The sequence below is a fragment of the Bacteroidia bacterium genome, from assembly GCA_033391075.1.
In the GTDB taxonomy this organism is placed as follows: Bacteria; Bacteroidota; Bacteroidia; order J057; family J057; genus JAWPMV01.
Window position 1 is genome coordinate 4,792,080 of the sequence record JAWPMV010000001.1, and the last position, 12,737, is coordinate 4,804,816.

10 protein-coding genes and 1 pseudogene are annotated in these 12,737 nt (G+C 42.3%); all 11 read right to left on the reverse strand.

Annotation, left to right across the window (positions count from 1 at the left end):
• Positions 1–2: 2 nt before the first annotated feature.
• Entirely contained in the window at positions 3–542 is a 540-nt protein-coding gene (locus tag R8P61_19040) for an OmpH family outer membrane protein (GenBank protein ID MDW3649172.1), read from the reverse strand.
• 75 nt (positions 543–617) lie between these two features.
• Positions 618–1,142, reverse strand: a complete 525-nt coding sequence (locus R8P61_19045; protein MDW3649173.1) for an OmpH family outer membrane protein — start codon at positions 1,140–1,142, stop codon at positions 618–620.
• A 228-nt stretch (positions 1,143–1,370) separates the two neighbouring features.
• Positions 1,371–3,869, reverse strand: coding sequence for an outer membrane protein assembly factor BamA (gene bamA, locus R8P61_19050; GenBank protein ID MDW3649174.1), 2,499 nt, complete (start codon positions 3,867–3,869; stop codon positions 1,371–1,373).
• A 1-nt stretch (position 3,870) separates the two neighbouring features.
• Positions 3,871–4,611 carry an isoprenyl transferase gene (locus R8P61_19055; protein MDW3649175.1) on the reverse strand — a complete coding sequence of 247 codons (741 nt, stop codon included), beginning with the start codon at positions 4,609–4,611 and terminating at the stop codon, positions 3,871–3,873.
• A 214-nt stretch (positions 4,612–4,825) separates the two neighbouring features.
• A complete protein-coding gene (locus R8P61_19060; protein ID MDW3649176.1) occupies positions 4,826–5,674 on the reverse strand; it encodes a DUF6089 family protein in 849 nt (282 codons plus the stop codon).
• A gap of 316 nt (positions 5,675–5,990) precedes the next feature.
• Positions 5,991–6,878, reverse strand: coding sequence for an NAD kinase (locus R8P61_19065; protein ID MDW3649177.1), 888 nt, complete (start codon positions 6,876–6,878; stop codon positions 5,991–5,993).
• Positions 6,875–8,323, reverse strand: a complete 1,449-nt coding sequence (locus R8P61_19070; GenBank protein ID MDW3649178.1) for a BamA/TamA family outer membrane protein — start codon at positions 8,321–8,323, stop codon at positions 6,875–6,877. The genes R8P61_19065 and R8P61_19070 overlap by 4 nt, the downstream gene beginning before the upstream one ends.
• A 56-nt stretch (positions 8,324–8,379) precedes the next feature.
• Positions 8,380–9,045: a CBS domain-containing protein gene (locus R8P61_19075; GenBank protein ID MDW3649179.1), complete on the reverse strand. Its 666-nt coding sequence runs from the start codon at positions 9,043–9,045 to the stop codon at positions 8,380–8,382.
• Complete coding sequence (locus R8P61_19080) at positions 9,045–9,815, reverse strand: alpha/beta fold hydrolase (protein ID MDW3649180.1); 771 nt, start codon at positions 9,813–9,815, stop codon at positions 9,045–9,047. The genes R8P61_19075 and R8P61_19080 overlap by 1 nt, the downstream gene beginning before the upstream one ends.
• A gap of 334 nt (positions 9,816–10,149) precedes the next feature.
• Positions 10,150–11,298 carry a DUF2855 family protein gene (locus R8P61_19085; protein ID MDW3649181.1) on the reverse strand — a complete coding sequence of 383 codons (1,149 nt, stop codon included), beginning with the start codon at positions 11,296–11,298 and terminating at the stop codon, positions 10,150–10,152.
• A pseudogene (locus R8P61_19090) lies at positions 11,278–12,657 on the reverse strand (NAD(P)/FAD-dependent oxidoreductase). The gene R8P61_19085 and the pseudogene R8P61_19090 overlap by 21 nt, the downstream one beginning before the upstream one ends.
• Positions 12,658–12,737: the final 80 nt, after the last annotated feature.

Genomic DNA, 12,737 nt, shown 5'->3' on the forward strand with positions numbered 1-12,737 from the left:
CCCTACTGCTTAGCCTCAGGGATTTTAACTCCTAATTTTGTCAATACGGCCTTGGTAATGTTATCTGTTTCTGTCCCGTGAAGGATGATGCTGGTACCGTTGGAGGAAGTATTGAGGATATATGTATACCCATTTGCATCCGCATATTCTTTCATCGCTGTTTCGAGCTTACCAAGGATAGGTCCCATCAATTCAGCCTGCTTGGATTGAAAGTTTTGTTGAGATTGAGATTGAGCCTGTTGAAGCTCAGCCTGCATATTACGGATTTGATCTTCCTTTGGCTTTAATTCTTCCTGAGTGATTCCCTCAGTTGCAGCAAGCTCCTGATATTCTGCAATCAGCGTTCTCAGGTAATTGTCTTTGGACTGAAGGTTTTGAGTTAATTTTTGGTTATAGGTCTGCAGATCTTGATTAGCCTTGGCCGTTTCAGGCATAAGGGCAATCGCAGCTTCCAGATCCATATAGCCAATCTTTTGGGCTTGAAGGCCGGAAAGGCTAAAGAAGAACGTAAAGAATACGAGTATAAAGGATATTTGTCTCATTGGTGGTTTGATTAAAAAGGGAGGGAGGAAAACTTAGTCATTACAGGTCCTCCCTCATTATTTTCCGCAAAGGTATTAATTTCTTTCGTCAGTTATACCCAATTCTTCCATAACATCATTAGAGAGGTCATAAACAGCATTGGTATATAACCAGGTAGTTTCTCCTGATTTATCGAATACAAAGTCGATTCTTTTTCTTTTGGCAATGGTTTCCACTGCACGGAAAACTTTGTCCTGAATAGGCTTCACTTTGTTTTCCTGCAGGTCAAACAGTTCACCGTTGTAGCCAAATTTCTTTTCACGATACTCTTTGGCTTCGCGCTCTGCCTGGAAGATTTCTTCCTGCTTTTCTTTTTTTACATCTTCAGACAACAAGACTTCACGAGCCTGGTATTCTGAATACATTTCTTCTATCTCTTGATATTTGGCCTCCAGTTCTTTTTGCCAACGCTCAGAGATCCTTTCAATATCCTCCTGGGCTTCTTTGTACTCAGGAATCTTTTCCATGATCATTTCAGTGTCTACATAACCTGTTTTTTGAGCTGTGGCAAAGCTCATGGCACTAATCAATATGATGGCGAGTGTGAATAATTTTTTCATGTTCTTGTATTTTGTCAATTATGAAGTGCTGTTCTAGCTTAGCACATGAATCTACCAATTAAACGTATTCTTTAGCTGAAATTCTGTGTATATGAAAAGCGAAGCTACACGAATATGCACAAAAATAACACCCTCAGGACTCTCCTATAAACTTTTTGGGCTTTTATTCGCCAGTTTGTCGAATAAAAGCCCAAAATATCTATGTCCTCAACTATAATCAGATTGCATCTAGAATTGCTGCCCAATTACAAAGTGGAATTGTCCAGCGCTGATCTCCTGATTATCTCCATCGAGGTCAAATCCGTAGGCCCAGTCAAGTCCGAGTAGACCTACCATTGGTAGCATTACCCGTAGACCTGCACCAGCAGCTCTTCTCAGCTTAAACGGATTGTATTCGCGGAATGTAGAATATCCATTACCCGCTTCCAGGAAGGCCTGCATCCAGATCGGTGCTGACTGATTCAAACTGATGGGGTAACGAAGCTCCATAATGAAGCGGTTATAGATCGGATATCCATTGTTGTTGTTATCAATGGTTGCGTCATCATATCCTCTTAGTGGCACGATATCACGTCCATCCAGTCCCCACAATCCATTTCCTACCATACCAGATCCACCGAGGAAGAAACGTTCGAAAGGAGAGATACCCAGGTTTTCATTATATGCACCAAGATAACCCGCTTCAATTTTCGCATTAAGAACCATATCTCCTACGATATTGAAGAACCAATTGCTATTGAATTGCCATTTGTGGAATTCAAGCAGGTTGAACTTCTCCTGTGGACTCAGGTCGGTAAAATCCTGATCACTTTTAAAGATAGACCAGGGAGGAGTTGCTTCAACAGAGAGGTTCATGATAGAACCGGAACGAGGATAGATAGGTGCATCCACACTACTACGATCCAGAGAGTAACGGAAAGAGAGTGAGTTTACATAAGCTACATCCTCTCCAATAAAGGCACGGAATACGTTTCCAGGCTGAAGGATGTCATAGTACTTATATGCGATGCTATATCTTGCAGTAAAGAAGTCATCAGGGAACTGCAATTGTTTACCAAGGTCAACAGATATGTTGAAGATGTTGTTTCGGTAATTGGTTCTAACGTTTTGGAACAAGAGATAAGAAGTACTAACTCCCAAAGAAGTTGGCTTTTTGCCTCCTAGCCATGGCTCCAGGAAGGAAACGGAGAAGTTTTTATAGCCAACTCCATTCATTTGGAATGACAGGCTCAACTTCTGTCCATCACCAGAAGGAACAGGTCTCCATGCTCCGGGTTGAAGGATACGCTTGGCGGCAAAGTTGTTGAAGGCAAGCTGTACGGTACCTACAAAACCTCCTGCAATAATCTGGTTGGTTTGTGGATCCCGAAGCTGACCTCCCCATCCTCCTTGCAATTGCAATTGGTCAGAAGGTCTTTCCTCTACGGTATATTTAATGTCTACTGTCCCTGTCGCTTGATTTGGAATGGGATCTACTCCCAGGGTTTCCTGATCAAAGTAATTCAAGGCCAGAATCTCACGTTGAGAACGAATGATGTCTCTTCTTCTGAATTTATCTCCAGGAGTAGTCCGTATCTCACGACGGATAACAAAATCACTGGTTTTGCTGTTTCCAATGATCGGAACTTTCCGTATAGTGGCCTGAGGTCCCTCAGAAATCCTCATTTCCAAATCAATAGAATCTCCTACAATGGCAACTTCTACCGGATCAAGGTTGAAGAAGAGGTATCCGTCATCCAAATAGAGAGAACTTACATCTCCTCCCTGTGGGTCTCCAAAGAGCCGACGGTCGATAGCGGCTTTGCTATAGATGTCTCCTTTTTTGATTCGGAGGAATTGTCCCAGGAGATCTGAATTATATTTAAAGTTTCCAGACCAGGATATGTTTCTATGATAGTAACGAATCCCCTCATACATATTCAGGGTAACATTCACATGCTTATCATCGACTCTATATACTGTATCTGTAAGAACAATCGCATCTCTGAAGCCATCTTCATTATAGAATTCGATTAGTCCTGCTTTAGATTCTTCAAACTGTTTTGGGAAATACTTGGATCTTGCCCAAACTCTCCACCAGGCTTTCTGGTGAATTTTCTTCAGCTTTTTGCGAAGTTTTGCATCATCAAATGCTGTATTATTTTCAAAAGTCAGCTCCTTGATTCGAATCTTGGGGCCTTTGTCAACTTTAATGTTAACGGTTACCCCGTTTTTCAGAATCTTATCAGCTTCGGAAATGATATCGACAGCTACATTGTAGTGTCCTTTTTCCACATAAAAGTTTCTGATGATCCTTTTTGCAGACTTTTCTTTTGATTCTGTAAGGATGGTACCCCGGATGAAGTTGATTTTTTCCCTCAAATCCTCTGCATGTCCTTTACTGATTCCCTCAAAGGAAAATTGAGAGATTCTTGGACGCTCTTTTACCTCAATAGTCAGGAAAATATTGGGGCCTTCAATTTTATCAACCCTAACTTTCACATCTGCGAAGAGGTTTTCTTTCCACAATCTTTTCAAAACCTCCGACACCTGCAAACCGGGCACAGTAATCTGTTCACCAACTACCAATCCACTAAGAGAGATAATTGCATTTTTGTCGCTATACTCAGAGCCTTCAACTTCCAGTCCCTTCAGTATGTAGGTTTTAGGATTTTCTCGATCGAGCTGAGCTTGAGTGATCCCAAAGCTCATGCCCAACATTAAGCAAAAAACTAGTAGTTTTTTCATTTCATTTAATTTGTTCACTAATCAGACCAAATCTACGTTCGCGTTGCTGATAGTCAAGTATGGCTTCATAGAGATCTTCCCTTCTAAAATCCGGCCACAACTTTGGTGTAAAATAGATCTCCGTATATGCGATCTCCCAGAGTAAAAAGTTACTGATCCTGTGTTCGCCCGATGTACGGATGAGCAATTCGGGATCAGGGATAGTTGCTGTGCTCAGGAAGCCGCTAATTGTTTCCTCGTTTATATCTTCTGTTTGTAATTCTCCATTTTTGATGGCATCTCCCATATTTTTCATGGCCTGCACGATATCACTTCTCGATCCATAACTCAGTGCCAATGTCAGGGTCATGCGCGTGTTATCTTGTGTAATCCTCATGGTTTCATTGAGACTTCTTACACAAGCTTTCGGCAAATCCTGGATGTTCCCAATAGCATTTAGCCTAATCTTGTTATCCATCAAGGTAGCTCGCTCCTTGGCGATTGTTTCTACCAGCAGGGTCATCAAGGCATCGACTTCCGCTTTTGGTCTTTTCCAGTTTTCGGTTGAAAAAGCATACAGGGTAAGATTCTCCACTCCTATCTCAGCAGCAGCCTCAGTCGTATCCCTTACTGCTTTGATCGCATTTCTATGTCCAAAAACCCGCATGTTCCCACGCTTGCGCGCCCATCTCCCATTTCCGTCCATAATGACCGCAATGTGTTTGGGAATCTCGTTGGGGTTTAATTGATCTGCTAGACTCATTGATGTATGCTCCGGAAAATGTAGCCTAATAACGGCACACACTTTAATTGGTTGCTTTTTAAAAGCAGCTACAAAGGTAATAAATAGCACATTGTCTAAAAAGAGAAATTTAAGCATACACCCTTCAAGATGAAAAATCTGTCAAGCAGGTTGCATAACGTAAAAAAGGCCCCCTAAAAGGCGGCCTTTTTTTATAATTCATCAGGTTTTTTACTTAGAAGGACGGACATTTCACCCAATCGATGATGAAATTGATCCTGACATTGGTATAGATATACCAGTCTTGTTGGGTATTATCTCCCCTAATTCCGTTGGTTACTGCTGCACCATCAGGAAATTGGGTGAGGTCTATTCTGTCAGATAATAGAGCGGCGACGGGATTCTGAGCCCTCAATTCATCCAGATTGGGATAAGTTCCGCTCACATCATCCAGATAATCTGTAAATATTTTTCTAAATCCGGTTTCTATTTCCAGGTCCCAGCGTTTTGCAATCGCAAAGCGAACTCCGGCTCCCATTGGGATGGCCAATTGAGTCAGGGCATAAGGCGCAGGATTGGTATCATTAGGGTCGATCAGGAATTGACCTTCTGTACCCAGGGGCTGAAGATCGATCAATTCACCACCCAGTTCGGCCTGAGGCCTAAAGGTAAATACCCCCACTCCCCCAAACACATAAGGTGTATATCGAGGTCTGTAAATATAGCTCCTGTCAGATGGCAGGAAGTCGAATGATACAGTTGCGCTAAATTCTGTAATGGGGCTCCGAAAGCTCAAGTTCCTTCTTTGACGCACTTCATTGGTCGAATTAGCATCAGTTGCGCTAATCCAGCCTTTGAAGAAACCCAGACGGGCAGTCATAAAAGGATTGAAACGGTAAGAGCCGGTAATACCTACACCCGGACGGGTGAATTTAAAGGTAAAGTCGTCATCCAGGTCACCCAAATAGTGCGTAGTACCTGCGGATACACCTACGCGGAAATAATCGTATCTGTATTGGGCAGAAAGGTCGGTGCCAAAGAAGAGAACCAATACCAAAAAGAAGAAAATCCTCAAGTCCCTCATGCTGAGTCTTATGATTAAAGCTTGACGTTAAAACTATAAACCTTTTTTCTTAACGTGCGGTAATAAAGAATAATTATATATGCAGGTTCATTATTTGCCTGCCAAAATTACCCCAAGTCAATCAAAATAAAAATTGTAAAATTTTCTTCATTCAGTTGCTATTTACGGGTATTATTTGGCTCTTCAAAGTTTCTATTTCAATCTCACTTACATCCTCAGGCCTTCTTGCATGTGAATGTAATAGTTTCGTGAATACCCTACTAAATGAAGGATAAATCCGGCATGTCAAAAGACAATTTTTCAGCCGTAAAGTTGCCTAATTGCGTACATCACTTCCCCACATCAGACTTCTCCTCAGGTTATCGACATGTTTACTTCCAGGTAGTTTTATCAATTTAACCTTGAAATTAGCCTTCCTGACCGCAATTGCAGTACCTGCTTCTACCAATTCTGTACGTGTATCCAGAGCGACCATTGCTCCTTTGGATCGGGACTCAATTTCAAAAGAAACTACCCAGTCTTCAGGGATTACTACCGGGCGCACTGTCAAGGAATGACTCGCAACAGGCGTGATCACAAAAGCGGAGGAACTTGGGAAAATAATAGGACCTCCACAGGAGAGGCTATAGGCTGTCGATCCGGTAGGGGTAGCAACGATCAAGCCATCCCCCCAATAAGAATTTAAAAACTCTCCATTGATATAAGTGTGGACCGTAATCATCTCATTGGAATAACTCTTCAGAATGGAAAGATCATTGATCCCATAAGGATTGTCCTTGAAGATACCCGGAGGATCGGAGATCACGCTAAGCAGGCTCCGTTTATCTATCCGGTACATATCTTTCATCAGCTCTTCGGTAGTAGGAATAAGCTCATGCTGAGAGATACTGGTCAGATAGCCCATTCGTCCGAAGTTTACTCCCAGAATCGGCTTTCCCAATTGGCCACAAAACCGTACCGCTTCTAATACAGTCCCATCCCCTCCAAAACAAAACAGAAATTTAGCTGATTCAACCTCCTCTTGTGTATCAAAGATTTCAGCTTTCTTCAGAGCTTTATGCGTAGGCAAATGTTTCTGTAAGGCCTCGGCATAAGGCTTATACAAACTGTACTGGATTCCTACTTCCTCCAGATAATCGAAAAAATGTACCAGGACATTTAATTCCGTATTATCTGTGATTCTTCCGAAGATTGCTATTCTCATTTTATTGGTACACTTCCGTGCAAATATACGCCTCCCTGATTTAAATGATTGCGGGCATATTCTAATCGGAGGAGAATATCGTAAAATCCTACAATATTTAAGCCGACTCCATAGCCATGAAGCAATTGATTTTTCAGAAAATCGTCGTTATTATTAAAACTATCGTCCCGTACAAAGCCCAATTCGTAAAAGGCGGTTACATATAAGGCTGAAGGAGATTGCTTCCATTTTTTGGGAAGAAAACCGACACCACTCAAATCCGCGATATGATAGGGAATGATTCCATATTTGATTTCAGCCTTGTTCATATTCACTGCAGAACCTGCAATTACAAAAGGCTGGTATCCTCTTAAATTAGTACTAATTCCCAGAAATTCTCTTCGCTTTACCCCAATAAAATTTTTCTCAAAGTAAGGAATAGAATCTCCTATAGAAAGTACCAAATGAGTTCCGTATGCAAAGTTCCATCTTTTACTCAGGGGGATATGATGGGCAAAAGTCAGGCCCAGTTTGCCAAACTGCGAAGAAGAGATTCCTTTGATCCCGGTAAATCTCCCAAAGAATTGATACTTAAATCCTTTTAACGGAAATCGCCTGATATCTCTACGATCTACAGTATACTGAAGAATAAAGGAGGGATAGGCTTCTTTTCCATCCAATTCAGTAATAAAATTGTTACGGCTGGGATCAATTTCCAGGACATACAAGCTATCGGAAAAACTCAGCCATTTATAGTTCATCTCAAAATAGAGATTTTCATAGAGGCTTATTCGCTTGCGAATTGCAATAAAAGGTTCATGGGATACTTGAAAAGGTTCTGTCTCAGTTCCTCTCCACTGAACGGCTCCTTCATTTGTACCCACAATGATTTCTTTCTCATTGATAAATCTATATCCGAACCTCAGATCCACATTGCTTTTTCTAAACATGGCCGGGCGAAGGAAGTCTATACGTAAGCGTTTTGAGAAACCCAGTTGACCAGAAAATGTCAGGGTTTCATTGCGACCCGTTATATTTCGCCAACTCACATTTAAGCCATAGACCAATCTTCTGAAATTGCGCTCCCGAATGGTGTTTACAATGTCGTAGGTATTCCTTTCTTCCAATCGTAGAATAGGCGCACCAAAAACAAACCATCTTTCTTTGACTTCAATGATTACATGCAACTGATCTCCGATCACCTGCGCCTTCATTTGTACATCATTAAAGAGCCCCAGATTGTAGATGTTTTGCCGACTCTTTTCTAATCTGGCTTCTACTTCCTCCAACTCTATCATATCCCCACGCTTGAAATTCAGCTCTCTGAGGACTACCCAGGATTTGGTTTTATCTGCCCCGATAATTGCCAGAGTCATGACTTTAACCGGATGATCGGCCATAGCAAATTCAGCCTTCATGAGGCAAAAGAGCATCAGGAGGAAAATACGAAGGTGGCTTTTAGGCATTTACACGCGAAAGAATTTGGGTTTGCTTCTTTCAGGCCAATAACAGGAATTACAGCCTACATATCAAGGTATTTTAGAAGACCTTCAAGGTTTTGGTTAAAATTGTCTCTGCTGGCTCCTCTGTGGTAGAGTTGGATGATCTTATATCCGAAACGCTCCATACTGGCGGTAATACGATCCAGGTCCTCAACATTGATCTTCAAGGTAAGCAGCATATCCTGGGTATTTCGGATCGGCGCGAGGTACATACTCAAAATAATGGCATTTTCCTCTTCCACCCTTCTGGCAATCTCCGACAAAACAAAGCTCTTGCTGGGAATTTCCATTACCATGATACTCCCCGGTTCCTGAATGGCAAATAGTTGCCCCAGATAAAGTGCCAGATCGCGCAAGGTAATTACTCCCAGGTATTTGTTTTCTTCATCAAGCACTGGCAACATCTCCAATTTGAAATTGCTCATGAGCTCGATGGCTTCATAGACATGGCTCTCCTCATAGAGGAAAGCACTTTCCATCATAGCAGATTTGATCTGTCCGACAGTCATACTCAGATCAGCAGCATCCATGATCTGATCCTCACTGATCATCCCGACATATCTTCCGGAATCTACGATGGGGAGTTGGTGTAGCTTGAACTCATTCATCCAGTTTAGGGCCCGCCCTGCCTGATCGGAGGACTTGGCCGAAGGAAAGATGTCTGATATGAGTTCTCTTGCTATCATTATGCAGTTACTTCTATGTGGGTGGCCAGAAAATTGGCCAATAATTTATTGAATTCTTCGGGCTGCTCCATCATGGGTGCATGCCCACATTTATCTATAAACCTTAACTCCGAATTGGGCAAGAGCTTGTTAAACTCATGTGCCACATGAGGAGGAGTAATATTATCGTTTAGTCCCCATATCAGTAGTACGGGTGCTTTGATTTCATGGAGGTCATCAGCCATATTATGTCTTTGAGCTGAACGAGCGACTTTTATAATTCGTAAAGTCTTGTAATTGTCCATGAATATCTCAAAGACCTCATCAACCAGCTCTTTGGTTGCAGTCTTAGGATCATAAAAGGTATATCCTACCCTTTCTTCTATAAAATCATAATTACTTCTGCGTGGAAAACCTGTACCCATGCCCGATTCAAAAAGTCCGGAACTGCCCGTTAAAACCACAGAGCTTACAATCTCAGGTCTCCGCAAAGAGAATACCAAAGCAATGTGTCCCCCCAGGGAATTACCCACAATTGAGCATTTTTTAATTCCTTTATAATCCAGGAAGTCTTCAACATAGCTGGTAAGACCATTGACAGATGCTTCTACTTCAGTTTCAGAGTAGATAGGTAAAATGGGAATCAGAACCTTATAGTCTTTGGAGAAAGTCTCAAAGAGATCTTTAAAATTGCTCAGTGCACCAAAAAGTCCGTGTAACAGCAATAATATAGGGCCTTCGCCCCTTTCTACATATTCAAATCCCTTCTCTTTTAGTATCTGTGGGTCCATTGAGACAATTTAATCATCTGTAATAGGGGATATAGGTTCGTCCGGGCAGTTATCCCCTGAAGTTTGTATAAAGAAAGATCTCTCGTAAAGAAATTAGTCTTGGCCCGCAAATTATACATTTTCAGGAGAATATCCATGCGAAATGCATACTCCCTCTATATGTTTCCTGGCTTAACAGACGATCTCTTTTGTTTTACATAGATCCCTATATAAACTAACGACCAAAAGTGGGAAATAGTTGGAAAGGGGCTTGGGAAAAATATCTACCCAAAGAGGAAGGCTATTCCTCCTCTCCGGGCAGTTTCCTTCTCAGAAAAAAATTCTCTTTCTCTGCCTATTTCAGCTTGACAATCAAGCCTTCACTAGGGGGTATCTTTCCTTCACATACAGCGGGATGTATCTTGGCCAATTCTTCCAGCCCATCTATTTCCTTAAAAGTGAGCCATTCTTTGGTTTTGGCTGCTGTCTCGCGCATAAAGCTGGAAGTCTTTGCTTCGAATCCTGCAGGACCCCATTCTTTCATGCGTTTCTGTATATGACCGGGTGCAAAAAAGAATTCGCTTCTTTCCTTTATAATGCCTTTTTGAGGGAGAGCATCCGTCCAATGGGTGAGGCCTACATTGATGGTGAATTTCATCTGATCTCCCAATAGGCTATGGAGTTTCACCAAAAGGCTGGAGTTCCCGGACATATCTACGATAACAGTAGCTTTTGTCAGGTCAAGACTTTCTACAGCATCATAACTGGTACTTTCGTCATAAATCTCCAATCCTTTCACCATCTCTAAATTGCGGGCAGAAGTCAGTCCTATGGTTTTAGGAGCTTTTTCATCAGCCTCCAAAGCATATCCCAGTCCAATACTGGTTTTACTCGAAGCACTCAAAACAAGGATCTGCTCTGCTCCATACCAGTCTTTATCCTGTAAAGCATCCCACAAGCAAAAAGAAGTCAGATGCAAAGGGGTAAGCAGCATACGCTCCCGATCATAAGCAGGATTGTATCCCTTTTCATGCTGAACACGCGTATAGTAATTATAACCGGATGGTAATTTGCTGCGGTGCTCTGAGGCGTCGAGGAATCTTTGTTCGCTAATCCTGTCCGGAAGCATTTTGAGAAAACGAGCCGGGGGAAAATATCCAAACAAACGCTCTCCTACCGGTATAGCTCCATGGCGGGATTCCGTAACTTCTGCAAATCCCCAAACCGGAATCACTCCCCATCCATCTTTATCATTTCCTTGTGGGGGAAAGAATTGCCAGTACCCAATCATATCTCCGGCTACTGCATAGGTGATATTATTAGCGGTATAGGCAAATTGATCTACTTTCAGCAAAATCTCTCCTTCCTCCAGGCTCAAGGCAGACTCATCCATTTCTACCAGGCGATTTTGGAAGAAGGCTTTCTTCTTTACCTGCAACTGAGGATTTTCCAATGAAGCTTGTTCTGATTTATCCAGTTCTTTCATGAATTGCTGGAGCTTCATGATGGCTGGAAAAGCACTGTCTCTCATTCTCTTCAGAATGGACATTTTCTTTTCGTCATGTCGATCAATTCCTGCAACCAGTTTTCCAAACCCATCCAGTCGGTTATTCCTCACCCAGCGTCGCAAAGGCTTATCCTGGGACCAGGTAAACTGATTTTGCATCTGCGCAGCTGTCATGGGTATCCAGTCTACATCATGATTGGGCAATTGAACTACCTGACAGAGTTCATTCTTCTTTTTATCATCTTCATAATTTGCCTCCACATAGGCAACCACAGAAGCACTAAATACGGGCTGATAGGCGCGTACAGTCTGTGGCGTGATCAAATCTCCCTGAAAGATCGGCTTGATTTCGAGATTGGGAATAGCACTGGCAGAACAGTCCACATGGATATAGCGATTGCTTGTAGGAACTTTGCCTTGATCCAATTCTATAAAATCCTGGCTTATGTGTGAGACTCTGCCCATCCGAATCACCTGTTTTATTTTTCTCAGCTCTTCCAGTTCCATCTCACTTACCGTCGCTCCATGAAACATTTTCGGACGTACAGATTTGTCAAGCCTCACAAAGACTCCTGCAGCTTCCAATCGGTCAAACATATTCTCTACAGAATCGGCCTGAGCAATGGCCTCCATTTGAGCTGCCTGATTATTGAAAGTTTGCTCAAAAAAATCTTCGGTCGGCTGGGTATTCTTTCGGTCAATCAACCAGGCATCGCGCGATACAATCCAGCTGATTTTATCCGGCTCCACCTGATTCTCCAATAACCAAAGACAGGCATCAATCCCGGTTTTCCCTCCTCCAATGACGACAAAGCCTTCCGGAGATTCTTTTAGTTTAGGTAAGTCATTTAGGGGCATAAAGGGAACGCCCTCTTCCACACTAAAACTGGGAGTATGAGTAGCAGGCACGCTGGTGTTTAAATAAGTGCAGTCTACCACTTTCCTATTCACCTTTACCCTATATGCTTTGCCCGTCAGAATGGAACTAAAAGAATGCTCTCCTTTATAATCATGCAAGGGGAAATATTGTACGCGGCCAGATGGGAGGAAGTGATCCCGCATGACTTCATCAAAATAAGCACTTACTTCTGCACCTGAAGCCAAATCTGAAAGGCCTTTATTCAAGCCTGTTTTATCAATCCTACCTTTGCTCAATTCTCGTGAGCTGACTCCATAAAATTGAGAAGGTTGATGCAGGCTAACGAAGGGATAGGCATGGTTCCAGTGTCCTCCGGGTTTTCCGTAGCGATCCACCATAATAATTTGGGCATCTGTTTCTTCCAATAAGGTATCTACAAAAGCCATTCCCATGGCACCACTTCCAATTACCAGGTAGTCCGTTTCGAGGGTAGTCATCGCGTTGTCTATTTTATTGAGTAAAAGGAACAGATCTGTGCTTCTATCTGTTCAGAATTTGAAAGATATACGAATTAAAC

Bases quoted from the DNA above. Each gene is read 5' to 3' on its own strand.
- R8P61_19080 (MDW3649180.1), bottom strand. From the start codon at position 9,815: ATGGACCCACAGATACTAAAAGAGAAGGGATTTGAATATGTAGAAAGG.
- R8P61_19065 (MDW3649177.1), bottom strand. From the start codon at position 6,878: ATGAGAATAGCAATCTTCGGAAGAATCACAGATAATACGGAATTAAAT.
- R8P61_19075 (MDW3649179.1), bottom strand. From the start codon at position 9,045: ATGATAGCAAGAGAACTCATATCAGACATCTTTCCTTCGGCCAAGTCC.
- R8P61_19085 (MDW3649181.1), bottom strand. From the start codon at position 11,298: ATGAAGCTCCAGCAATTCATGAAAGAACTGGATAAATCAGAACAAGCT.
- R8P61_19045 (MDW3649173.1), bottom strand. From the start codon at position 1,142: ATGAAAAAATTATTCACACTCGCCATCATATTGATTAGTGCCATGAGC.
- R8P61_19040 (MDW3649172.1), bottom strand. From the start codon at position 542: ATGAGACAAATATCCTTTATACTCGTATTCTTTACGTTCTTCTTTAGC.
- R8P61_19070 (MDW3649178.1), bottom strand. From the start codon at position 8,323: ATGCCTAAAAGCCACCTTCGTATTTTCCTCCTGATGCTCTTTTGCCTC.
- R8P61_19055 (MDW3649175.1), bottom strand. From the start codon at position 4,611: ATGAGTCTAGCAGATCAATTAAACCCCAACGAGATTCCCAAACACATT.
- bamA (MDW3649174.1), bottom strand. From the start codon at position 3,869: ATGAAAAAACTACTAGTTTTTTGCTTAATGTTGGGCATGAGCTTTGGG.
- R8P61_19060 (MDW3649176.1), bottom strand. From the start codon at position 5,674: ATGAGGGACTTGAGGATTTTCTTCTTTTTGGTATTGGTTCTCTTCTTT.